The organism is Amycolatopsis sp. NPDC043885, assembly GCF_056435685.1.
This window is the reverse complement of sequence record NZ_JBWKEA010000001.1, coordinates 1,120,086-1,142,881: the sequence shown is the minus strand read 5'-3', so window position 1 is coordinate 1,142,881 and position 22,796 is coordinate 1,120,086. Positions and strand designations below refer to the sequence as shown.

Sequence of the window (22,796 nt, the reverse complement as noted above, 5' to 3'; positions counted from 1 at the left end):
CGGTCGGTCACGGAGATCTGACAACTACAGTGATGTGAAACCGAGTGCGATAGAAGGTCGAACCGCCGTCATAGCGGTGACCGGACGAGGTTTCACGGTAAGCGGTCAAACGACTTCTGCCGGGCCGATCACGACGGGCGATCCGGTGTTTCGCACGGTTGAATAGGTGTGCCTACGCTGTTTCTCGACCCCAACGGAACTGTGAGGGGGCGCAATGGACGCCAGTATCGGTGGCGGCGCTGTCGCCGGCTCGGACGCTGTAAGCGGTTCGAGCCGCCAGAGTCACCCCGTGCCGCCGGATGCCTGGGAGCAGCCGGAGATGCGAGCCGCACTGGCCACACGGGAGATCTCCTCCGTGTACCGGTTGTTGCGCAAGCACGGTGTGTCGCAGCGTCAGATCGCCGCGATGACCGGCCAGTCGCAGTCCGAGGTGTCCGAGATCCTCAAGGGTCGCCAGGTGATGGCGTACGACGTGCTCACCCGCATCGCTGACGGCCTTGGTGTCCCCAGGGGATACATGGGTCTCGCCTATGACGAGGCGACAGCGATAAAGGTCGTCGGTGCTGCCGACGGCAAGCAGGCGGAGGAGGACGAGTCCGTGAAGCGACGGAGGTTCCTCGCGCACGCCGCCCAGGTCACGATGGGTGCGGCGGTGTTCGGTCCGGAATCGGGTACGTGGTCGGCGGGGCCCGCCAAGACGCCCGCCCCCGGGCGGATCGGCATGACCGACGTCCGCCAGGTGGAAGCCGCCACCAGAGCGCTCCGGTCCCTCGACTACCAGTACGGCGGCGGTTTCTGCCGTGACGCCGTGGTCGCCCAGCTGTCCTGGGGACAGCAGATGCTCGAGTCCACCGGCACCGAGATGGTCAAGAGCAGGCTGTACGTCGCCCTCGCCGACCTGCACAGCCTGGCCGGGTGGACCTCCTTCGACACCGGGCTCATGGATTCCGCGCGCGGCCATTTCGCGAACGCGCTGGACCTGGCCAAACAAGGCGACAGTCACCCGCTGGTGGCCAACGTGCTGTACCGGATGGGCCGGGTCTACCTGCACAACGACGCTCCCAACGACGCGCTGAAACTGTTCCAGCTCGGCCAGATCGCCGCCCAGGAATCGGGCTCCGAGCTGGCGGTCGCCGTGCTCTGCGCCAACGAGGCGTGGGCCTACGCGATGATGGGCAACGAGGAGCAGGCCACGAAGCTGCTCGGCCGGAGCAAGGACGAGTTCGCCCGCGCCGATCTGGCCGAGGCCGAGTCCTGGGTCAAGTTCTTCACCGAGACCGACGTCTACGCCATGATCGGCACCGTGCACACCGTGCTCGCCGAGAAGAACGCCGAGCACACCAAGTACGCGATCCCGGCACTGACCAAGGCCGTCGAGGCCTACACCGACGACATGGCCCGCAGCAAGACGTTCATGCTCAGCGCCTTGGCGACGAACCACCTGCTCGAAGGCGACCTCGACCACGGTGCGAAGGTGGGTTCGAAGGCCATCGACTGCGCCGAGGGCATCAAATCGGAGCGGGTGAAGGACCGGATGCGACCTCTGCAGGTCGAGGCGGAACGCCGCCGGAACAACGCCGACGCCCGTGACCTCGCCGACCGCCTCAACTCGTTCTACGCCGCCTGAGCCGATCGGCCCGGGCGGCCGGTTCACGCCCGCCATCCTGCGCGACGCCCTCGGGCGGACGTGCGATCTGCTGGGTGTGGACCCCGAAGGCGCCCGCCTGCTGAGGTTCACCAACAACGCCGTCTACGAGCTGGCGAGCGCGCCGTTCGTCGTCCGGATCGTCGGCTCCACCCGGCTGCGGCATCGCGTCGGCACAGTCGTGCGGGTCGCGCGGCACTTCGAACGGCACGACGTGCCCGCCATCCGCCTCGTTCCCGGCCTCGACCAGCCACTGCCGGTCGGCGGACATCTCGTGACGGTCTGGTGGAAGGTGCCGGGGACAGGCCGGAAGGCGAAGGCGGCCGACCTCGCCGCGCTCCTGCGCCGGGTCCACGCGCTCGAACCGCCGGAGGGGCTCGCCGAATGGGCGCCGGTCGCCGCGGTCCGTGCCCGGGTTTCGGACGCGGAGGAACTGGACGACGGCGACCGGCGGTTCCTGCTCGAACGCTGTGCCGAGCTCGAAGCCGCGCTCGCGAACCTCGACTTCCCCCTGCCCCGAGGCCTCGTCCACGGGGACGCGCACACCGGGAACGTGATCCCGGGGCCGGACGGGCCGGTGCTGTGCGATTTCGATTCGTCCTGTGTCGGGCCGCCGGAATGGGATCTGACGCCGCTCGCCGTCGGCCGTGAACGGTTCGGTGATCCACCCGCCCGCTATCGCGTGTTCGCGCAGCGATACGGATTCGACGTGACCACTTGGTCCGGCTTCTCGGTACTGCGCGCCATCCGCGAACTCAAGCTCACGACGAGTGTTCTCCCGATTCTCCGCAGTCATCCCAGCGTGCGGGATGAACTGCGGAAACGGTTGAACGATCTCCGGAACGGGCGCACCGGGGCACGCTGGAACCGGTATCGGTGACTCACCCGGGAAAGGCGTCTGCACGTGCATTCGCCGACGACGAATGACCGTTCGTCGCTTGTCCGAATTCGCCGATCAATCGGTGACGAATTCGCCCCGGCTAATCACTTCTCCGGACCCAATGCTCCCCCGAATGTGCAACTTGCAACTACGCTGCGTCATTCGGCGCGGCGAGCTCACCCGGTCGCCGGGTACCGATTGGGGCCACCGGGTCAGAGCTGCTCCAGTCGCGTGCGCAGAGCGTCAGCCTCCGGGCGGCCGAGGCCGACGAGGATGGGCAACGCCCGGTCGTAGAACCGCCTCGCCTCCTCGGGGTTCCCTTCCGCCTCGGCGACCTCGCCGAAGGCGGACAGCGCCCTGGCGACCTCGAACCGCGACCCGCTGGCCTCCATGGTGGCGAGCGACGCTTCGAGTTCGGTCCGCGCGGCGGCGAGATCCCCGGCCGCGGTGAGGGCGCGGCCGAGGTCGGTCCGGGCGCGGGCCACGTTGTAGGGGTCGGCGGCCAGTGCCTCGCGAGCGCGGGTGAGATGCTCGATCGCGGGATCCGGCCGACCGGCCTTGAGCTGGGTCGAACCGAGGTTGATCAGCGCGAGCCCGACGTCGTGCGTCCGGTTCTGGCGTTCGCTCAGCCGGTGGTCTTCGGTGAACCACCGCACCGCGTCTTCGAGCCTGCCCTGCGCCAGCGCGACCAGGCCGAGCCCTTCCACCGACCGGATCTCGACGACCTCGTTCCCGGCCTTCCGCGCGGCTTCGCGGCCCGCCTCGTAATGCGCGACGGCTTCGTCGTACCGGCCGGTGCCGCGGCAGGCGGCTCCACTGCGGTTGTGCATCAGGGCCTCGGCGGAGGCGTTGCCCCACGCCCGCGCGCACCGCACGCCTGCCTGGCTCACCTTGAGGAAGTCCGGATAGTGCTTGCGCAGCAGGAAGAGCGGCCACATCGCGGCGGCGAGCTGCCAGCCGAGTTCCGGCAGCTGCCACGTTTCGGCGGTCTCGACGGCGGCGATGAGGTTCTCGCGTTCCCGTTCGAGCCAGGCGAGTTCCTCGTCGGCGGACTCGAACGAGACCGGCGTCGGCGGCCGGTATTCGTACCGGTACGGGATCGGGTCCTGGTCGGGGACCGTCATCGCGGTGGTCTTGGACGCAGTGTGCAGGTACCACTCGAGTATGCGGCGCACCGCGATGTCGCGGTCGTACTCGTTGCCCGCCGTCTTCTCCTTGGCGTGCAGCCGCGCGAGGTCGTGGAAGGTGTACCGGTCGTCGCCGCGGTCGATCAGCAGGCCGACGTCGACGAGCTGGTCCAGCAGGTCTTCGGCGACCTCCTCGCGGACGGCGATCGACGCCGCGGCCACGCCGACGCCGAAGTCGGGTCCGGGATGCAGGCCGAGCGCCGCGTACAGCGCGGCCGCGTCCGAGGGGAGTTCGTCGTAGGAGAGGTTGAAGCTGGCTTCCACCGATTGCGCCTCTTTCGTCGAGAGCGTGGCCAGTCGACGATATTCCTTTCCCAGCTCGGTGGCGATCTTCTCCAGCGACATCTTCGGCCGCCCCGCGAGCTTGGCGCTGACCGTGGTGAGGGCGATCGGCAGGCCGCCGCACAGGTCGGCGATGGCCCGCGCCTGCGCGGCTTCGGCGCCGACCCGCTCCGCGCCGACCGCGCGGCCCAGCAGTTCGGCGCTGTGCGCGGAACCGAAGGGGGCCAGCTCGACCAGACGCGCGCGATGTTCGGTCTGGAGCCTGCCCAGACGGCGCCTCGACGTCACGATCACGAGGCTTTCGCCGCCGGCGGGCAGCAGCGGCAGCACCTGTTCGGTCGAACCCGCGTTGTCGAGCAGCACGAGCAACGGTCGTTCGGCGGTCGTCGTGCGGTAGAGGGCGGAGAGCTCCTCGACGTCCGCGGGCAGCCCTTCCGGCGGAACACCCAAAGCGCGGAGGAACCGGCCGAGCGCTTCGCTCGCGGAGAGCGGGCCGTTGGCGCTGAAGCCGCCGAGATCCGCCCAGAGGTGCCCGTCCGGGAACCGGTCGCCGAGGTGCCGGGCCCACGCGGTGGCCAGCGCCGTCTTCCCGATCCCGCCCTGGCCGCTGATCAGGTGCACCGCCGGCCCGTCGGTGTCGTCCTGGGACAGGAGTTCTTCGAGCAGCGCGAGCTCGGCCGTGCGGTTGGTGAAATGCGCGGGCGCGGGCGGGAGCTGACGCGGCCCCGAACTCACCTGCCTGGTGAGTTTCACCGCCGATCGCTGGCGCGGTACCTGTGGCGTGCTGACTTCACTTTCACCCGGCAACGGGCCGCCCATCTACATCCCCTCTTCGGGTTAACCCAGCGAACGCGTAGAGCATCCCGGCGTAGGTCCGACGAGAACAGCGAAATCGGTCAAATGCGGCCGGATGGAGCAAGGCGTGTAACAGCTCGCGAAAAGTCGCGCGGGTGATGTCGAGATCGGTCCGGCGGCTTCGTCCCCGGGGCGGACGCGGCCGGAGTGGCCGCGCGAACCGGAGGGACGGACATGCGCAAGCTCATCGTTCAGCAGTGGGTCACCGTCGACAACATCGCCGCGGAGGAGGACGGCGGCCTGAGCTTCGTGTCGGGCGAGCCCTTCTCCGAGAAGACCGAGCCGGCGTTCAAGGCGAGCGTGATGGGGCTCGTCGATTCGGTCGACACGATGATCCTGGGAGCGAACACCTACGCGATGTCCAAGGACTACTGGCCGCACGCCCAAGAGCAGGGCGAGTACGGCGAGAAGCTCAACAACCTCACCAAGTTCGTCGCGTCGTCCAAGCTGGACGACGCCCCCTTGGGGCGGTTTCCCCGCCGCGACCGTAACGCGCGACCCCGCCGCCACCGTCCGCGAGCTCAAGGAACAGCGCGGCAAGGACCTGTGGCTGTGGGGAAGCTCGACCCTCATGAGGTCGCTGCTGGACGCGGGACTCGTCGACGAGATCCGGCTGATGGTCTGCCCGGTGACTCGCGGCAAGGGGACGCGTGTCTTCCAGGACCGGCGGGAGCTGAAGCCGATCGAGGCCACCGCGTTCGAGAACTGAGGGGTGAGGCGAATACGGCGTGATCGGACCCCGGTCGTGCAGGCTGTGTCGGCCGGCTTCACTAGGGGATGAGGTGTCCTGGGTGGCGTGGTTTCGGACCGGCCGGTGGTCCGGCCTGCTCAGAGAGTCCACAAGGGACATCCCGCGCCGCTTGAATGCCCGATTTATTCTGATATGTACAGTTCGGCTTCGGGGTCGTGAGTGGCAAAGAGGGTTAGAACGATCATCGCCACTCACGACTCCTGGGCAAAGCACTCATATCGGGCGCGCGGGGCAGACTTGGTGTCCTTTGTGGACAGTTGAGGGTCGTGGCGAACCACAGGCGAACTAGGTGGTCGGCACGACAGGGGCTCGCGTGAGGACGACGGCGAAGCCGAACGCGAGCCCCATCACGGTCAGTTCGAGCGTCGCCCACGCGGCCAGCGCCGTCCGGTTGTGCCGGACGATCTGGGGCATCAGCTTCCAGCGCGTGTACGCGCCGAGGCCCGCGATCACGCCGGTGCACAACAGCTTCAGCAGCACCAGCTGCCCGTACGGCGTGGTGAAGACGCCTTCCCAGAAGCCGAGCGACGGGTTGAGCGAGATCTCGATCAACCCGTTGAACAGCCCGGTCGCCGCGCCGAGGATCAGGCACAGCGTCGCGAGTTTGGAGAACCGCGGCAGGGCGTGCGCCAGCAGGGTCCGGTTCCCGACGAGCAGCACCGCCATCGCGCCGAGCCCGCCGGTCCAGGCGACGGCGCTCATCACGTGCAGTTCCATCGAGATCATCGTGTAGTCGTGGTAGTTCCAGTTCGACGCGTGCCCGGTGACCGGCAGCGGCAGCAGCGCGAACAGGCCGAGCCCGACGCGGACCTCGGCGGGCACCTTCTCGCCGTGTTTCAGGGCGAGGACGCCGAGTCCCGCGTGCAGCAGGGCCAGCACCGCCACGATCAGCAGCGCCTTCCCGGCGCCGACGTCGGCGATGTAGCTGCCGACGTCCGACATCGACAGCGTGCTGGAACCCGGGCGGTACTCGGCGGTCTGCAGGATCAGCGCGACGAGCGCGGTGGTCGCCCAGACCAGCGCGGCCGCGACACTCGCGGGCCGCGCGATCCGCATGATCGGCTCGGAGAGCTTCGGCCGGTCGTAGCCGACCAGCACCGAAAGCAGCGCCAGCCCGATCGTGGCGACCGCCGAGATGTCCAGCAGCACCCGCACGATCGGGATCGAGACCGAGACCACCTCGCTGACCTGCGCGACCCCGGGGACCGGGGCGGTGGCCGTCAGCGCGACACCGATCAGGGCGCCGACGATACCCGCCGTCACCACGCAGAACAGGACGGCGACGCGGGCACGCGAGGTGGTCTCGGCCTGGGTCATGAGCCGCTCTTCTCCTTGTCCGCGCCGGTGCGCAGCGCGACGGTCAGTCCGACGGCGAGCAGCACGACGGCGCCCGCGATCCACACCCAGATCGGCACCCCGGACGAGCCTTCGCCGCCGGTCGCCGGGGCCGTCTCGGCCTGGCCCGCGTTGCTGCGCGCCGCGTCGGCGCTCGCCGGGGTCCCGGTGCCCGCGGCGGTGAGCGTGAACGGCACCTCGCCGGTCACGGCGTGCCCGTCCGCGGACAGGATCCGGTAGCCGATCTTGTACTCGCCCGCCGGGCCGAGCGGCCGCAGCGGCACGGTCACGACGCTGTCGCGGACCTCGACCTGGCCTTCGGCCCACTGGCCGCCGCCCGGTCCGATGACCGCGATCTGGTTGACGTTCGCGTTCTGGACGTACTGGTCGAACGTGAGCGTGATCTTCGCGGGCCCGGCGGCGATCGAAGCGCCCTTCGCCGGGTCCGAGGAGATCAGGACGTTGTGCGCCAGGGCCGGGGTGGCGGTGGCGAGCCACGCCACCCCGGTGATCGCCAGCGCGACGATCGCTTTACGCATTTACTTGGTTCCCTCGGTGTTGCTGGTGCCGGAAGCGGCGGTGGCGCGGCGGGCGCGCAGGGTGGCACCGGCGCCGACGCCGAGGCCGAGCGCGCCGACGACCAGTCCGGCGCCGCCGAGCCAGCGGGCGGTGTTGTCGGAAGAGGACGACGCGGCGTGCGACTCCTCGGACGTGGCCTTGGTGTCGGTGCCGTGGCCGCCACCGTGTCCGTCAGCGCTCTTCTCGGCGAGCTTCACCGTCGGCGCGGGGTGCTCGGGCTCCTCACCGGAGGCCGGGGTCGGCTGGTTCCACTTGACGACCTTGCCGTTCTCGTAGGTCTGGGTGGCGGGGAACTCGATCGCGTCGACGTTGGTCGGGAACTTACCCGCGCTGATCTGGAACTCCTGGAACTCGGTCGATCCGGCGGCGATCTTGGTGCCGGGCTCCGCGGTCCAGGAGACCTTGGTGACGGCCTCGGTGATCTGCGTGCCGGAGTCGGTGGTCACCGGGGCGGGCAGCTTGGACTTGACGACCTCGGCCTTCCAGCCGGGGAGCGGCTTGGCGCGCACGGAGCTGAGCGCGTACTCGGGCTTGAGGGTGATCTCGACCTTGACCGTCCCGGCGTCCTTCTCCTCGTTGGGGACGCGGAAGAAGATCGATCCGTAGCCGCCCTTCGACGGCTGGGGGCCGTAGACGTTGGCGGTGACGTGGGCCGAGGCGATCCCGGCCGAGAGCAGGCCGGTGATCCCGACGGTGGCGGCCAGGAAACCGGCGCGCTTGAAGACGTGCTTGGACACGAGAACTCCTGAACGTGAATGAGACGGCGGGTTCGGGGACCGCGCCGATTACGGGGGATGAGCTGGGGTTCAGGAGAACAGGGGTGGGCCGCGCCTGCCGTGGACGCGGCGGAGGTCCACGCGGACGAGGTGGCCGGGCCCGGCCGGACGGGCGAGCACCGGGGACGCCACCGCGGCGGGCACCGGGAGCGTGTTGAGGATGAAGGGGACCAGCGCGCGCAGGCAGGCGAGGACGCCGAGCAGCAGTCCGTCGGCCTTGGCCAGCAGCAACGCGGTGATCAGCGTGGCGACGACGTGCGCGACGGTCATCGCGAGGCCGCCCGAAAAGGGTGCGGGTTCGCCGTGCGGTTCGTGGCTGCTCAACGAGCTGAGCACGAGGTGCATCACGACCTGACCGGCGCCGAGGTCGACGATGGTGGCCAGCGGCCCGCGCGCCTTCTCGGCGAGCGCGGCGGCGTTCCAGCCGATCAGCACGGTGAGCAACAACGTCATCGCCGTATCGGGGAGATCGCCGTCCCCGATCATGTGCGCGGTCACGGCCAGCGCCGCGGAACTCACGCCGAGCAAGCCGCCACGCACAGCGCGTAACGCGCTTCGGTGATGGCTGCCTTTACTCACGGGTGAAGGGTATTCGACGTACGTCCGAGTGGTCGATCTCCTCCCGGCTGGTGAGCAGTGGGAAAGACACCGCCGGACCGGCGCGTGCGTTTGCCCATTTAGGCCGAATGGGGAAGGTTGACGGGATAAAAGGCGGTAAACAGGGGTTTGACCGCGCGGCTTTTGGGTAGTCAGGCTCCCGATACAGCTACTCCGAATGGGTGAGGAGTCTCACCCAGAGGCGGCGGGAGAACCAGCACGCGATGAACCTCTTCGAGTACATCTCGGATCGGTGGGACAGACTCGCCCTCCAAGGGCTCCTCCATGTCAGCGCGGTCGTGCAGTGCACGATCCTGGCCGCCGTCCTCGGCGTGGTGATCGGCGTCGCCGTCTACCGCAGCCCGATCGGGTCGGCCGTGGCCACGGCGCTGGCGAGCACGATCCTCACCGTCCCCTCCTTCGCCCTCCTGGGCCTGCTCATCCCCGTGTTCGGTCTCGGCGCGAACACCACAGTCATCGCCCTCGTGCTCTACGCGCTGCTGCCGATCGTGCGGAACACGATCGTCGGGCTGAGCGGCGTGGATCCGGCGGTCAGCGACGCGGCACGCGGGATCGGCATGAGCCGCTTCGGCGTGCTGACCAAGGTGGAGCTGCGGCTCGCCTGGCCCGCGATCCTCGCCGGTATGCGGGTCGCGACGCAGATGCTCATGGGCATCGCGGTCATCGCGGCCTACGCGAAGGGGCCGGGCCTCGGCTCGGAGGTCTTCTCCGGCCTCACCAACGCGGGGAGCACGAACTCCCTCAACCAGGCACTGACCGGGACGCTCGGGGTGGTCGTCCTCGCACTGGTCCTCGACGCCGTTTACGTCCTGATCAACCGTTTGACCGTCTCTAGGGGTGTCCGTGGCTGAGTCTCCTGAAACCGTATCCGGCGTCGAAATCGAGCTGGAGAACGTCACGAAGCGCTACCCCGGCACCCGTGAGCCCGCGGTCGACGACTTCTCGATGGTGGTGCCCGCCGGCAAGATCGTGGTCTTCGTCGGCCCGTCCGGCTGCGGCAAGACCACGACCATGCGGATGATCAACCGGCTGATCGAGCCGACGTCGGGCCGGATCACCATCGGCGGCGACGACGCGCTGAAGCTCGACGTCGACACCCTGCGCCGTCGCATCGGCTACGCGATCCAGCAGGCCGGGCTGTTCCCGCATTTCACCGTCGCGCAGAACATCGCCGTGGTGCCGGGGTTGCTCGGCTGGGACAAGAAGAAGGTCAACGACCGGGTCGAGGAGATGATGGACCTGGTCGGGCTGGACCCGGCCGATTTCCGTGACCGGTTCCCGCGTCAGCTGTCCGGTGGACAGCAGCAGCGCGTCGGCGTCGCGCGGGCGCTCGCGGCGGATCCGCCGGTGCTGCTGATGGACGAGCCGTTCGGCGCGGTCGACCCGATCACCCGCGGCAACCTGCAGGACGAACTGCTGCGGCTCCAGACCGACCTGAAGAAGACGATCGTCTTCGTCACCCACGACTTCGACGAGGCCGTGAAGCTCGGCGACAAGATCGCGGTGCTCGGCAACCAGTCGAAGATCCTCCAGTACGACACCCCGGACGCGATCCTCGCGAACCCGGCCGACGACACCGTCGCCGGCTTCGTCGGTGCCGGCGCCTCGCTGAAGCAGCTGACGCTGCTGCGGGTCCGTGACGTCGAGCTGAAGCAGGACGCGCTGACGGCGACGGTGAGCGAGTCGCCGTCCTCGGTCCGCGAGAAGCTGACTCAGCAGCGCAAGCATTTCGTGCTGGTGCTCGACCAGCGCCGCCGTCCGATGCGGTGGGTGCACGTCCGCGAGCTGACCAAGGCGACGTCGCTGTCGACCGCGGGCAAACCGCTGCGCGACTACGTCAGCCTCCAGTCGACCCTGCAGGACGCGCTCGAAGCCATGCTCGCCGAGGGTGGCAGCGTCCCGGTGACCGGCGCGCGCGGCGAGTACGCCGGGACGATCGAACTCGACACCGTCATCGCGACGATCCAGCAGCTGCGCGAGGAGCACTCCGACGACAGCCCGGCGGAAGGTGTGACCGCATGACGGCCACCGTCGATACCGGCTTCTCCACCGAGTCCTCGTCGAGAGGCGCCGAACGGGTCCGGCTGTTCGCCCAGCCCGCCGCGGTCCTGCTGATCGTCGCCGCGGTGCTGATCTGGGTCTTCGCCAGTGACCTCACCGCGACGGAGAAGGAAACGCTCAACGCCGCCGGGCTGCTGGCCGCGCTGCGCGACCACCTGGCGATGACCGTCGTGGTCACCGCGATCGTGGTCGCCGTGGCGGTGCCGCTCGGCGTGCTCGTCACGCGGCCGTGGGCGAAATGGGCGGCGCCGGTATTCCTGGCGGTCGCGAACATCGGCCAGGCCGCGCCCGCGCTCGGTGTGCTGGTGCTGTGGTTCATCGTCACCGGCGCCACCGGCGGGCTGTGGGTGGCGGCGCTGCCGCTGGCGTTCTATTCGCTGCTTCCGGTGCTGCGGAACACGATGGTCGGCCTGCAACAGGTGGAGCCGTCGCTGATCGACGCCGGCCGTGGCATCGGCATGTCGGCGTCCGGCGTGCTGTGGCGGGTGGAGTTCCCGCTGGCCATCCCGCTGATCCTGGCCGGTCTGCGGACCTCGCTGGTGCTGGCCGTCGGCACGGCGACCTTCGGCATGTTCGTGAACGCCGGTGGTTTCGGCCTGCTGATCGACACCGGTTACAAGCTCAACCTGACGAAGGTGCTGATCACCGGCTCGGTGCTCGCCGTCGCGCTGGCGCTGCTGGTCGACTGGCTCGGCGCGGTGGCGGAACAGTTCTTCGGACCGAAGGGACTGCGCTGACATGCGACTCAAGGCGATCTTCGGTGCGGTCCTGTTGTGCGGCACGCTTTCCGCGTGCGGGCTGGAGGTCAACACCGCGCTGCCGTACAAGATCGAACCCGGTTCGATCCAGCCCATCGAGTCGCTCAAGGGCGTCAAGGTGACGGTGGGCTCGAAGGACTTCACCGAGAACATCATCCTGGGCTACATGGCCGAGATGGCGCTTTCCGCGGCGGGCGCGGACGTCGTCGACCTGACCGACATCAAGGGCTCGAACTCGTCGCGGCAGGCGCTGCTCGCCGGCCAGACCGACGTCACGTGGGAGTACACCGGCACCGGCTGGATCAACTACCAGGGCAACGAACTCCCCGTCCCCGGCGGGGAACAAGCCCAGTACGAAGCCACGAAGGCGGCGGACGAGGCGAAGTTCGGCGTCACCTGGCTGAACTATTCGCCGCTCAACGACCAGTACGCCTTCGCGGTCACCGAGGCCTACGGAGCGGCGAACAATCTGAAGACGACGTCGGACCTGGCGGAGTTCCTGAAGCGGAAGCCCGATCAGAACGTGTTCTGCCTGGAGACCGAATTCACCAGCCGCCAGGACGGTTTCCCCGCCGCCGTGCGGGCGTACGGGTTCCAGAACCCGGTGATCAAGAACTTCGGCATCGGCACGATCTACTCGGCCGTGGCGAGCGGGACCTGCCCGATCGGCGAGATCTTCACGACCGACGGCCGGATCGCCGGGCTCAACCTTCGCGTCCTCGAAGACGACAAGAAGGCGTTCCCGCAGTACAACGCCGTGCCGACGCTGCGGACGGAATTCCTGAAGCAGCACCCGGAACTGCGGGGACCGCTCGAAGCCGTCGCCGCGGCCCTCGACAACGAGCAGATGATCGAGCTGTGCAAGCAGGTCGACGTCGACGGTCGTGACCAGGGCGAGGTCGCCTACGAGTGGATGAAGAAGAAGGGGTTCATCTCTTAGGCCTCGTGAGTGGCTAGGACGGTTCTAACCGTCCTAGCCACTCACGAGGCAGCTCAGATCCCCAGCCGGTGCAGCAGCTTTCCCTCCAGCTGGTCCAGCTCCCCGGCCACGGCCCGATGCGCCGCCTTCCGCCGCGCGGCGGGCATCCGCTCCGAAGCGCGAACGGTCGCCGAAAGCTGCTCCAGCGTCCCCTGGGTGTCCTTCGCGAAGGCCGCGTCGGCGTCGGTCGCCTTCGCCGACCTCTTCAGCTCCGCGAGCCCCTGCGTCAGCCCCGCGATCCGCGCGTGCAGCGCGGCACCGCGTCCGCTGTACTCGCCGAGCTGGTCGACGGCGACGCCGAGCTTCTTCGCTTGATAACGGTCGTATAGCTCTCGCGCGGCACCCGCCGCTCGAACGGCGTACGGCGCGATCACCGGCAGTACGGCCGGTCCGAGCACTTTGGCCACCGCGACGGCGTTCTTCGCCTTCTTCGGGGTAAACCTGCCTTCGCCCTCGACGGCTTTGGCCTTGCGCGCCATGGCACCTCCCACGCTGTGTCACAGACGAACTTACTGGTCCCCGATGTGGCGGGCATGTCGGCTTGCCGGACGCCTTCTAGAGTGTTGCCTGTGAGTAACGAGGTGCTACTGGACGCGGGAGCGGTGAGCCGCTGCCGGCGTCGCGTGCACCTGGAACACGATCCGGCGATGCGCGAGGTCCCGCTCGCCCCGCCCGACCCCGCCGCGCAGCAGCGGATCGCCGACGCGTCAGCGCATCGCGAGGCGATCGTGCGGCGCCTCATGGAGGCGACGGGACCCGACGCGACCTGGGTCAAGATCCCCCGGGACCTCCCGGCCGCCGAGCGCGTGCAGCTCACCGAAGAGGCCTTCGCCGCCGAAGCCCGCTACGTCTGGGGCGCGCTGCTCCCGGTGGATCGCGCCGGTCATCGGCGTGGTGGCTCCGAACTCCTGGTCCACACCGGTGACGGATACGTGCCGGTGCTGGTCGTGCGGCACCGCGTCACCGATCGCGGCGCGGGCGCGCCGACCACGGTGATGACCGACCTCGATCCGGCGAACCGGCTGCCCGATCCGGCGCGAAAGGTCCGCTCGCAGCCGCGGGACCAGATGCGGCTCGCGCACCTCTACCGGATGCTCGAAGCGCTCGGAAAGCACGAAGGGCACCGCGCCGTCGGCGGCGTCATCGGGCTCGACGCGGACGTCGTCGTCTGGCACGACCTGTCCGCGGCCACCTGGCCGGGCGGCCGAAGCGCGCTGACGGAGTACCAGAGCCGCTTCGTCGACAGGCTCGCCATCGCGAGCGCCGCCGCCGAGGGCGAGGAGCCGCTCGCCGAGCCGTCCCGCGTCCTCGAATGCCGGCGCTGCCCGTGGTGGCCGACGTGCGAGGTCGTGCTCACCGAAACCCGTGACGTCAGCCTGGTCGTCCGCGGCGAGGACGCGATGGAGCTCCGCCGCGCCGGGGTGTCCACAGTGGACAAGCTGGCCGCGCTCGATCCGGCCGACGAACCGCCGCCGATGAACTGGACCGGCGGCACGTTCGCCGACGCGATCATCCTCGCGCGCGCCTGGCTCGCCGATCTCACGATGGTGCGCAAGGTCGACCGCGTCGAGGTCCCGCGCGGTGACGTCGAGGTCGACGTCGACATGGAGAGCTTCGGCGATTCCGGCGCGTACCTGTGGGGTTCGCTGCTGACGGGCGCCGACATCGGGATGGAGCAGGGCTATCGCGCGTTCGCGACGTGGGAGCCGCTGCCGACCGCGGACGAGGCCCGGTCGTTCGCCGAGTTCTGGGCCTGGTTCACCGAAGTCCGCGAGCGCACGCTCGCCGCGGGCCTGACCTTCCGTGCCTACTGCTACAACGCGCTCGCCGAGAACCGCTGGCTTTTCGGCTCCGCCGACCGGTTCGGCGAGTACCCCGGCGTTCCGAAGAAGGCGGAGATCGCGTCCTTTGTGGACTCCGAGGAGTGGATCGATCTCTTTCGCAGCGTCACCGACCAGTTCCTCTGCTCGCAGGGCAAGGGGCTCAAGGTGATCGCGCCGGTCGCGGGATTCGCCTGGCGCGACCCGGAAGCGGGCGGCGAGGCGTCGATGAGGTGGTACCGCGACGCCGTCGGCATGGACGGCGGACTTTCGGACGCCGCCCAGCGGGAGCGCCTGCTGCGCTACAACGAGGACGACGTCCTGGCGACGCACGCGCTGCGGAACTGGATGACCGACCACGCGCAGACGTCCGTGCCGTACATGAACGACCTCTGAGCACCCGGTCGCCGGGAAACTTGCGAGCACGCGCGTCCCTGCGGATACTCGTAGACGAGTACTCGTCAACGAGGAGGCGTGTTGAAGCGGCGGAAGGTCGGGAATCTGCTGGCGCTGGCGATCCTGTCCACGCTGAACGAGCGGCCGATGCATCCGTACGAAATGGCCTCGATCCTGAAGAGCCGCGGCAAGGACCGCGACATGGGGATCAAATGGGGCTCGTTCTACACGGTCGTCGGCAACCTGCGGAAACACGGCTTCATCGAGGCCGCCGAGAGCGGTCGCGACGGTGCCCGCCCCGAGCGCACGGTGTACCGGATCACCGACGCCGGCCGTGACGAAATGCTCGACTGGCTGCGCGAACTGCTGGCCGGACTCGCGCCGGAGGAGCCCAAGTTCGTCGCCGGGCTGTCGGTGCTGGGCTGGCTCGGGCCGGACGAGGTGATCGCCCTGTTCCGCACCCGGCTGGCCGCACTGGACGAAGACATCGCCTCGACCCGGGCCGAACTGGCGCGGCTGCTGGAGGAGATCCCGCGGCTGGTGCTGCTCGAACTCGAATACCACCTGGCGATCCGAGTGGCGGAAGCCGAATGGGTCCGCTCGATCCTCGGGGAACTGACTTCCGGCTCGATGCCCGGTCTCGCCGAATGGCGGGCCCTGTCGGCCGAAAGGGGGAGCACCGGCTAGCCGAAAGAACCCCGGCGAGGTGTTGCAGCACCCCGCCGGGGCGACGATCCCGCAACCGGAACCCGGCCACGAGACGGCACTTCGCGGAACTACGCCCGGCAGCGCGGCACCGAACCGCAGATCGAACTCTGGCGGAAACAGGCCCGCGAACTCACGGCCGGCCTGCCGGAAGGCGCGAAGATCCTTGAGGTCGCCTTCGGCCCCGGCTACTTCGCCGTCGAGCTGGCGCGGCTCGGGTTTTCCGTCACCGGACTGGACGTCGCGCCGACGTTCGTGGAGATCGCGGGCGAGTACGCGCGGGCCGAAGGCGTCGAGGTTTCGTTCCGCGAGGGTGACGTCGCGGCGATGCCGTTCGACGACGAGACGTTCGACTTCGTCGTCTGCCAGGCCGCGTTCAAGAACTTCGTGTGGCCGGTGAAGTCGCTCGACGAGATGTACCGCGTGCTGCGCCCAGGCGGCACGGCGGTGGTGCAGGACATGAACCGGGACGCGACCGACGGCGACATCGTGCGTGAGGTCGCGAGCATGAAGCTCGGCAAACTGGCCGCTCTGGCGACCCGTCAGACACTCGGCCAACTGCGGCGGCGCGCTTACACGCCTGTCGATTTCAGCGGGCTGGTCGCCGAAACCGCGTTCCGGACGTGCGAGGTCACCACGGCCGGGATCGGCTTGGACGTCCGCCTCACCCGCCCCTGACGCGCTATGAAAGGTCCTTTCCTTGCAAATTTCGCAAGGAAAGGACCTTTCCTCTCACGCGGGGCAGGCTCAGCGAGGGGCCATGCGCAGCGAGCCGTCCATCCGGATGACCTCGCCGTTCAGGTAGTCGTGGTCGATCAGCGACAGCGCGAGCTGCGCGTACTCGTCCGGCCGCGCGAGCCGCTTCGGGAACGGAACGCCCTCGGCCAGCGAAGCGCGGAACTCCTCGCTCACCGTCGCCAGCATCGGGGTGTCGACGATGCCCGGCGCGATGGTCAGCACGCGGATGCCGTGCGACGCGAGGTCGCGCGCGGCGGGCAGGGTCATCCCGACGATGCCGCCCTTGGACGACGAGTACGCGACCTGCCCGATCTGGCCGTCGAAGGCGGCGACCGACGCGGTGTTGATGATGACGCCGCGCGCGTTGTCGGCCAGCGGCTCGGTCTTGGCGATGGCCTCGGCGGCCAGCGTCAGCACGTTGAAGGAGCCGACCAGGTTGATCTGGACGACCTTCGCGTACAGGGCGAGGTCGTGCGGGCCCTTCTTCGAAAGGATTCGCGCGGACGGCCCGATCCCGGCGCAGTTCACCACGGTCCGCAGCGGCACCCCGGACTCGGTGGCGGTCGCGACCGCCGCCCGCACCTGCTCCGGGTCGGTGACATCGGCCTCGACGTAGGTGACGTTCTCGACCTGCTCGGCGTTCGCGATGGCACCGGCGAGGTCCAGCGCGAAGACCCGCGCGCCCTTCGCGGCGAGCGCCTTCGCGGTCGCGCCGCCGAGCCCGGACGCGCCACCCGTGACGAGCGCCGCGGTATCGGTGATCTGCATGTTCTCCCTTTCGTCGACAACCGTTCATAGGTTAACGCTCGTTCGCATCGGGCCTGGGTGGGATGGCTCACTCCGGGTGCGCAGCATGTCGTGAGGAGTATTCGGACCTGAAGCATTCCGTTCGCTCGGAGGTCAACTCCGGCTGTCACCTTCAGCACCATGAGCGCTGCTCGGATCGTGGTGGTGGGGACGGGTTACGTCGGATTGACCACGGGAGCCTGCTTGGCCGGCCTGGGGCATCGAGTCACTTGCGTCGATGTCGACCAGGCGAAGGTCGCAAGGCTCTCCGCCGGACGGGTGGACATCCTGGAGCCGGGATTGTCCGAGCTGGTGTCGAGGGGGCTGACCAGCGGAAGACTCGAATTCGTGGTCGGCGCGCGCGACGCCGTTCGTGACGCGGAGGCCGTTTTCCTTTGTGTGCCGACGCCGATGGGCGCGGGCGGCTCGGCGGACCTGCGGGCCGTCGAGGCCGTGACCACCGAGATCGGCGACGTCATCCCGCCGGGGTGCGCGCTGGTCACCAAATCGACCGTTCCGGTGGGGACGTCGAAGCGCATCCAGGCGATGCTCGGTCGCACGGACGTGCCGGTCGTGTCGAACCCGGAGTTCCTGCGTGAGGGCACCGCGGTGGAGGACTTCCTCGGCCCCGACCGGATCGTCGTCGGTTCGGACGACGTCGCGGCCGCCCGCTGGGTCGGCGATCTCTACGCCGACCTCGCCGCCCCCGTCGTCGTCGCCGACGCGGCCAGCGCGGAACTGGTGAAGTACGCGGCGAACTGCTTCCTCGCGATGAAACTGTCCTATGTGAACTCGATCGCCGAACTGTGCGAACGCCTCGGCGCGGACATCGACCTGGTCACCGAGGGCATGGGCTACGACCGGCGCATCGGCCGCTCGTTCCTCAAGCCCGGCCCCGGCTGGGGCGGCTCGTGCCTGCCGAAGGACACCAGCGCGCTGGTCCGGGTCGCCGAGTCGGTGCAGTACGACTTCACGCTGCTCACCTCGGCGATCGAGGAGAACATCGCACAACGGGACCGGATCGTCGCGAAGATCGCCGGCGCCGTCGGCGGCACGCTGGCCGGTTCGCGGATCGGCGTCCTCGGGCTGGCGTTCAAAGCCGGGACGAACGACCTGCGCGACTCGCCCGCCCTCGCGGTCGCTTCGGTGCTGGGCGCGCTCGGCGCGGAACTGACCGCCTACGACCCCGCCGTCGGCGGCCACATCGACGGCATGACCGTCGTCGACGACCCGTACCAGGTCGCGAAGGCGGCCGACGCCGTCGTCGTGCTGACGGAATGGGACGAGTTCAAGCGGCTCGACTGGACGTACATGGCCGAGCAGATGGACGGCGACGCGGTCGTCGACACGCGCAATCTCCTGGACCCGCAACGGATCCTGGACGTCGGCCTGTCGTGGCAGGGCGTCGGGCGGCCGCGGGCGGCGCTGCGGCGGACGGTCGCCGTCTCCTGACCCACCTGCCCCGCCCGCTGGTGCAATGAAAGGTCCTTTCCTTGCAAATTTCGCAAGGAAAGGACCTTTCATTGCACCAGCGAGACGAGCTTGACCAGCCCGTCCACGACCTCCTCGGCCGTCGGACCGTTCTCCGGGTCGAGCATGTGCTGCAGCATCACGCCCGAGTTCAGGGCCGTGGCCACCGCGCCGATCCGCCGCTCGTCCGCCTCGGTGAGGGTGTCCTCGTCGATCCCGAGGATGCCCGCCGCCATTCCCCGGCGGCCTTCGCGTTGTGCGGCGGCGAGCTGCCTCCGCAGCTCAGGGTGATGCTCGGACTGCACGAACGCCTCGATCGAGGCGATCCACAGCTGCCGGTTGCGCCCGTAGGAGTCGATCATCGCGCGCCAGGACGCCGCGTACTGCTCCGAGGGCGACGCGTCGGGGTCGACGGCACTCCGCATCTCGATCTGGATCTCTCGGCCCCAGTCGTCCATCGCCTGGGAGAACGCCGTCAGCAGCAGGGCTTCGCGCGATCCGAAGTGGTAGCCGATCGCCGCGTGGCTGACCCCGGCCGCCGTCGCGATGTCCCGCACCGTCGTGCGTGACCAGCCCTTTTCCTTCAAGCACTGGATGGCGCCCGCCATCAGGTCCTCGCGATTACCCATGTCCGGATCCTAGACCACGCGGTTTATCCACTTGGTTTAACCAAATGGATTGACCAAGCGTGCAAATCTGCCGTACGGTCGCTCCCATCACCACGAACCCAGGGAGCAGCCATGACGACCACCGTTCTGATCTCCGGCGCCGGCATCGCGGGCCCGGCTCTCGCCTTCTGGCTGCGGAAGCGCGGTTTCGCGCCGACCGTCGTCGAACGCGCCCCGGCGCTGCGCGAAGGCGGCAGCGCGGTCGACTTCCGCGGCGAGCAGATGACCCTGCTCAAGCGCATGGGGATCCTTGAAGACATCCGCGCGAAGGAGACCGCGATGGGCGCGCAGGTCATCGTCGACACGCGAGGCAAGAAGGTCGCCGAGATGCCGTCCGTCTTCTTCAGCGGCGAAGTCGAGATCGAGCGCGGAGACCTGACGCGCATCCTCTACGACCACACGAAAGACGACGTCGAGTACGTCTTCGGCGACTGGATCACCGGGTTGGACGAGGTCGCGGACGGCGTCGACGTCGGCTTCGCCCACGGCGAGCCGCGCAGATTCGACCTGGTCGTCGGCGCGGACGGGCTGCACTCGGGCGTGCGGCGGCTGACGTTCGGCGACGAAGAGCGATTCCGCACCGACCTCGGCTTCCACACCGCGGGCTTCACCGTGCCGAACCACCTCGGCCTCGACCATCTCGGCCAGATCTGCAGCGTCCCCGGCCGGACGGTCATGGTCGCCGGCGGCCGCGATCGCTCGGCTCTCAATGTCAGCCTCGTCTTCGCGTCGGAGTCGCTGGAGGTGCGGCGACGCGACGTCGAGGCACAGAAGAAGGTCCTGACCGAGCGCTACGCCGACTTCGGCTGGGAAACCCCGACGTTGCTGGAAGGCCTTGGCGACGTCGACGCGCTGTATTTCGATTCACTCAGCCAGATCCATCTCGGCAAGTGGTCGCAGGGCCGGGTCGTGCTGCTCGGTGACGCGGCGTGGTGCGCGGGTCCCGGCGGTTCGGGCACCGGGCTCGCGATGATGGGCGCGTACATCCTGGCCGGGGAACTCGCCGCCGCGCAGGGTGATCACGAAGTCGCTTTCGCGCGCTACGAAGAGAAACTGCGCGGTCCGGTGAAGGTCTCGCAGAAGCAGGCCGCCGGGATCGGCACGTTCCTCGCGCCGAAGACCCGGTTCATGCTCGGCTACCGGAACTTCCTGTACCGGGTGCTGGGTTCGCGGCCGATGACCAAGGTGTTCACGTGGATCACGTCGCGGGCGGCGAACGCGGCGACGCTGGAAAACTATGACGCTCCGGTCGCCGCGCGGGGATAGTTTCGGTGGGTGATGGAGGAGAAGGAGTTCCGGAAGGCCTGTTACGAGGCGGCCCGGCTAACACGCGGCCAGGTCGTCCGGTTCGTGCCCTACGAAGCGTGCCGGAACTTCGTCACGGGCGAAATCGCTTATCCCCACCGGACTGCCGCCGTGTTGTGGACGCAGTCATGGCTCGACGGCGGCAGGCGGGAGATCCTCGGAATCGCCGAAGCACCCGTGTCTTACGGGCCCATGAGCTTCGTCGACGAGCCGGGGTTGCTGGCCGTTCTGGGAGGGCTTCTTCCCGCATTCCGGCTATACACCCGGGCCGAACTCGAGACGTCGATCGACCCCTCGGCGCCGCCCTGGGTGGAGTATCGCGAAGCCAAGTTCTGGCGGCCCGACAAGCTCGGTCTGGCCCTCTTCAATTTCTGGGACTGAAAAAGTAGTTAGCAAAGCGTAGTATCGGCTTCGTGTTCACGACCAGGCCGGAACTGGCCGGCACCCACGGCATGGTGGCATCGACGCACTGGCTGGCCTCGGCCACCGGTATGGCGGTGCTCGAAAACGGCGGCAACGCCTTCGACGCGGCGGTAGCGGCCGGGTTCGTCCTGCAGGTCGCCGAGCCGCATCTGTGCGGCCCGGCGGGTCAGGTCCCCGGCATCTTCGTCACCGCCGCGGATCGGACTCCACGTGCTCTCGCGGGTCAGGGGGTCTCGCCCGCGGCCGCGACACCCGAGTACTTCGCGGACCTCGGGCTCGACCTGATCCCCGGCAGCGGTTTGCTCCCCGCGACCGTCCCGGGCGCCTGGGACGGCTGGCTGCTGCTCCTGCGGGATCACGGCACGAAGTCGTTGCGTGACGTGCTCGGCTACGCGATCTCGTACGCGCGCAACGGGATTCCGCTGGTCAGCCGGGTCGGTGACACGATCCGCGCGGTGCAAGACCTCTTCACCGAGCATTGGCCGACGTCGGCGGCGCTCTGGTTGCCGGATGGCAAGCCCGCCGAAGGGCTGCACCGCAACCCGGCCCTCGCGGACACCTGGGAACGGCTGGTCGCCGAGGCCGAGTCGGTCAGTGGCCGGGAGGCACAGATCGACGCCGGACGCCGCGCGTGGTCGCGAGGTTTCGTCGCCGAGGCGATCGAAGCGTTCAGCCGCAAGGCTTTCCGCGACGATTCCGGGCGCGATCACGCCGGTCTGCTCACCGGCGAGGACATCGCGGGCTGGGAGGCGACGTACGAGGACGCGCTGCAGGTCGACTTCGGTGACTGGGGCCTGGTGAAGATGGGCGCCTGGACGCAGGGCCCGGCGTTGCTGCAGCAGGCGCGGTTGCTGGACGGGCTGCGCGACGAACTGTCCTATGTGGATGGTATTCCGACGGAACGCACGATCCACTTGGCCGTCGAGGCGACGAAGCTGGCGTTCGCGGATCGTGAGGCTTGGTACGGGGATTCGCCCGACGTGCCGATCGAGTTGCTGATCTCCCGCGAGTACGCGGACGCCCGCCGCGCGTTGATCACCGAAGAAGCGTCCGCCGAACTCCGGCCCGGTGGTCCCTCGCCGAGGCTGCCCGCGATCCTCGAAAAGCTGCGCGGACTGGAATCCGGCTCCGGTGCGACAGGGGAGCCGACGGTCGGGCCGCTGGGCGAGACTCGCGGCGACACCGTGCACATCGACGTCGTCGACGCGGCCGGGAACATGATCTCGGTGACGCCGTCGGGTGGCTGGTTGCAGTCGAGCCCGACGATCCCGGAACTCGGTTTCTGTCTCGACTCGCGTGGGCAGATGTTCTGGCTGGAACAGGGTTTGCCGAACTCGCTGGCACCTCGGAAGCGGCCGCGGATCACGCTTTCGCCGTCGATGGGCCTGCGTGACGGCGAGCCGGTGCTCGCGTTCGGGACCCCCGGCGGCGACCAGCAGGACCAGTGGCAGCTGTGTTTCTGGCTGGCGCACACGCTCGGCGGGCTGAACCTGCAGGAGTCGATCGACTCGCCCGCGTGGCATACGACCGCGTTCCCGAGTTCGTTCTATCCGCGCTCGTGGACGCCGCGGGAGCTGGTGGTCGAGTCGCGGCTCGGTCAGTCCACAATAGACGCTCTCGGCGCGCGCGGGCACGCCGTGGTCGACGCGGGACCTTGGGCGCTCGGGCGGCTTTCGGCCGTGTCGCGTTCCGGTGGTGTCTTGCGCGCCGCCGCGAACGCGCGCGGAATGCAGGGCTACGCCGCCGGCCGCTGACGCTCCCCAGCCTCGTGAGTGGTAA

Annotated in this window: 23 protein-coding genes; 14 read left to right on the top strand and 9 right to left on the bottom strand. The window is 68.8% G+C overall.

The window, feature by feature from the left end; all coding sequences use genetic code 11:
• Positions 1–214: 214 nt before the first annotated feature.
• Positions 215–1,627: a helix-turn-helix domain-containing protein gene (locus AC069I_RS05760; RefSeq protein WP_478223856.1), complete on the top strand. Its 1,413-nt coding sequence runs from the start codon at positions 215–217 to the stop codon at positions 1,625–1,627.
• Positions 1,587–2,525: a phosphotransferase gene (locus AC069I_RS05755; protein WP_478231113.1), complete on the top strand. Its 939-nt coding sequence runs from the start codon at positions 1,587–1,589 to the stop codon at positions 2,523–2,525. Before AC069I_RS05760 ends, AC069I_RS05755 begins: the two co-directional genes overlap by 41 nt.
• Positions 2,526–2,737: 212 nt before the next feature.
• On the opposite strand, the gene AC069I_RS05750 is transcribed toward AC069I_RS05755, so the two are convergent.
• Both AC069I_RS05750 and AC069I_RS05745 read right to left on the bottom strand, forming a co-directional pair.
• Positions 2,738–4,747, bottom strand: coding sequence for a tetratricopeptide repeat protein (locus tag AC069I_RS05750; protein ID WP_478264918.1), 2,010 nt, complete (start codon positions 4,745–4,747; stop codon positions 2,738–2,740).
• 293 nt (positions 4,748–5,040) lie between these two features.
• On the bottom strand, positions 5,041–5,178 hold the full coding sequence (locus AC069I_RS05745) for a hypothetical protein (RefSeq protein WP_478264917.1): 138 nt from the start codon (positions 5,176–5,178) through the stop codon (positions 5,041–5,043).
• Between the two features lie 215 nt (positions 5,179–5,393).
• Between AC069I_RS05745 and AC069I_RS05740 the strand changes: the two genes are divergently transcribed.
• Entirely contained in the window at positions 5,394–5,558 is a 165-nt protein-coding gene (locus AC069I_RS05740; protein WP_478265160.1) for a dihydrofolate reductase family protein, read from the top strand.
• A 327-nt stretch (positions 5,559–5,885) separates the two neighbouring features.
• Here AC069I_RS05740 and AC069I_RS05735 read toward each other — a convergent pair whose 3' ends face one another.
• The 4 genes from AC069I_RS05735 to AC069I_RS05720 form a co-directional block, all read right to left on the bottom strand.
• A complete protein-coding gene (locus AC069I_RS05735; protein ID WP_478264916.1) occupies positions 5,886–6,917 on the bottom strand; it encodes a copper resistance D family protein in 1,032 nt (343 codons plus the stop codon).
• Positions 6,914–7,474 carry a copper resistance CopC family protein gene (locus AC069I_RS05730; RefSeq protein WP_478231117.1) on the bottom strand — a complete coding sequence of 187 codons (561 nt, stop codon included), beginning with the start codon at positions 7,472–7,474 and terminating at the stop codon, positions 6,914–6,916. The genes AC069I_RS05735 and AC069I_RS05730 overlap by 4 nt, the downstream gene beginning before the upstream one ends.
• Positions 7,475–8,251: a YcnI family copper-binding membrane protein gene (locus tag AC069I_RS05725; protein WP_478264915.1), complete on the bottom strand. Its 777-nt coding sequence runs from the start codon at positions 8,249–8,251 to the stop codon at positions 7,475–7,477.
• Between the two features lie 69 nt (positions 8,252–8,320).
• The gene (locus tag AC069I_RS05720; protein WP_478265159.1) at positions 8,321–8,809 is read right to left on the bottom strand and encodes a hypothetical protein; all 489 of its coding nucleotides are present in this window, start codon (positions 8,807–8,809) and stop codon (positions 8,321–8,323) included.
• A 302-nt stretch (positions 8,810–9,111) separates the two neighbouring features.
• On the opposite strand from AC069I_RS05720, the gene AC069I_RS05715 reads away from it, so the two are divergent.
• From AC069I_RS05715 to AC069I_RS05700, 4 genes are read left to right on the top strand one after another with little or no spacing between them, the layout of a single operon-like run.
• Complete coding sequence (locus AC069I_RS05715) at positions 9,112–9,759, top strand: ABC transporter permease (RefSeq protein ID WP_340686010.1); 648 nt, start codon at positions 9,112–9,114, stop codon at positions 9,757–9,759.
• The gene (locus AC069I_RS05710) at positions 9,746–10,930 is read left to right on the top strand and encodes an ABC transporter ATP-binding protein (protein WP_478223850.1); all 1,185 of its coding nucleotides are present in this window, start codon (positions 9,746–9,748) and stop codon (positions 10,928–10,930) included. Before AC069I_RS05715 ends, AC069I_RS05710 begins: the two co-directional genes overlap by 14 nt.
• Positions 10,927–11,706: an ABC transporter permease gene (locus AC069I_RS05705; protein ID WP_478264914.1), complete on the top strand. Its 780-nt coding sequence runs from the start codon at positions 10,927–10,929 to the stop codon at positions 11,704–11,706. The genes AC069I_RS05710 and AC069I_RS05705 overlap by 4 nt, the downstream gene beginning before the upstream one ends.
• 1 nt (position 11,707) lies before the next feature.
• On the top strand, positions 11,708–12,667 hold the full coding sequence (locus tag AC069I_RS05700; RefSeq protein WP_478223848.1) for a glycine betaine ABC transporter substrate-binding protein: 960 nt from the start codon (positions 11,708–11,710) through the stop codon (positions 12,665–12,667).
• Positions 12,668–12,720: 53 nt separating this feature from the next.
• On the opposite strand, the gene AC069I_RS05695 is transcribed toward AC069I_RS05700, so the two are convergent.
• On the bottom strand, positions 12,721–13,185 hold the full coding sequence (locus tag AC069I_RS05695; protein WP_125679227.1) for a DUF6474 family protein: 465 nt from the start codon (positions 13,183–13,185) through the stop codon (positions 12,721–12,723).
• Between the two features lie 90 nt (positions 13,186–13,275).
• On the opposite strand from AC069I_RS05695, the gene AC069I_RS05690 reads away from it, so the two are divergent.
• The 3 genes from AC069I_RS05690 (at position 13,276) to AC069I_RS05680 (ending at position 16,305) form a co-directional block, all read left to right on the top strand.
• Complete coding sequence (locus AC069I_RS05690; protein ID WP_478264913.1) at positions 13,276–14,922, top strand: TM0106 family RecB-like putative nuclease; 1,647 nt, start codon at positions 13,276–13,278, stop codon at positions 14,920–14,922.
• Positions 14,923–15,003: 81 nt separating this feature from the next.
• Positions 15,004–15,609 (top strand): PadR family transcriptional regulator, encoded by a 606-nt coding sequence (locus AC069I_RS05685; protein ID WP_478223846.1) that lies wholly within the window; start codon positions 15,004–15,006, stop codon positions 15,607–15,609.
• A 120-nt stretch (positions 15,610–15,729) separates the two neighbouring features.
• The gene (locus tag AC069I_RS05680; RefSeq protein ID WP_478224437.1) at positions 15,730–16,305 is read left to right on the top strand and encodes a class I SAM-dependent methyltransferase; all 576 of its coding nucleotides are present in this window, start codon (positions 15,730–15,732) and stop codon (positions 16,303–16,305) included.
• Between the two features lie 69 nt (positions 16,306–16,374).
• On the opposite strand, the gene AC069I_RS05675 is transcribed toward AC069I_RS05680, so the two are convergent.
• The gene (locus AC069I_RS05675) at positions 16,375–17,133 is read right to left on the bottom strand and encodes an SDR family NAD(P)-dependent oxidoreductase (protein ID WP_478264912.1); all 759 of its coding nucleotides are present in this window, start codon (positions 17,131–17,133) and stop codon (positions 16,375–16,377) included.
• Positions 17,134–17,292: 159 nt separating this feature from the next.
• Here AC069I_RS05675 and AC069I_RS05670 point away from each other — a divergent pair, with 159 nt between their 5' ends.
• Positions 17,293–18,603 carry a UDP-glucose dehydrogenase family protein gene (locus AC069I_RS05670; protein ID WP_478223844.1) on the top strand — a complete coding sequence of 437 codons (1,311 nt, stop codon included), beginning with the start codon at positions 17,293–17,295 and terminating at the stop codon, positions 18,601–18,603.
• 68 nt (positions 18,604–18,671) lie between these two features.
• Here the strand turns inward: AC069I_RS05670 and AC069I_RS05665 are convergent, their stop codons facing one another.
• Positions 18,672–19,250 carry a TetR/AcrR family transcriptional regulator gene (locus tag AC069I_RS05665; RefSeq protein ID WP_478264911.1) on the bottom strand — a complete coding sequence of 193 codons (579 nt, stop codon included), beginning with the start codon at positions 19,248–19,250 and terminating at the stop codon, positions 18,672–18,674.
• Positions 19,251–19,361: 111 nt separating this feature from the next.
• Between AC069I_RS05665 and AC069I_RS05660 the strand changes: the two genes are divergently transcribed.
• From AC069I_RS05660 to AC069I_RS05650, 3 genes are read left to right on the top strand one after another with little or no spacing between them, the layout of a single operon-like run.
• Entirely contained in the window at positions 19,362–20,555 is a 1,194-nt protein-coding gene (locus AC069I_RS05660) for an FAD-dependent monooxygenase (protein WP_478264910.1), read from the top strand.
• 12 nt (positions 20,556–20,567) lie between these two features.
• On the top strand, positions 20,568–20,975 hold the full coding sequence (locus AC069I_RS05655) for a hypothetical protein (RefSeq protein ID WP_478265158.1): 408 nt from the start codon (positions 20,568–20,570) through the stop codon (positions 20,973–20,975).
• A 32-nt stretch (positions 20,976–21,007) separates the two neighbouring features.
• On the top strand, positions 21,008–22,771 hold the full coding sequence (locus AC069I_RS05650) for a gamma-glutamyltransferase family protein (protein ID WP_478223840.1): 1,764 nt from the start codon (positions 21,008–21,010) through the stop codon (positions 22,769–22,771).
• Positions 22,772–22,796 lie beyond the last annotated feature (25 nt).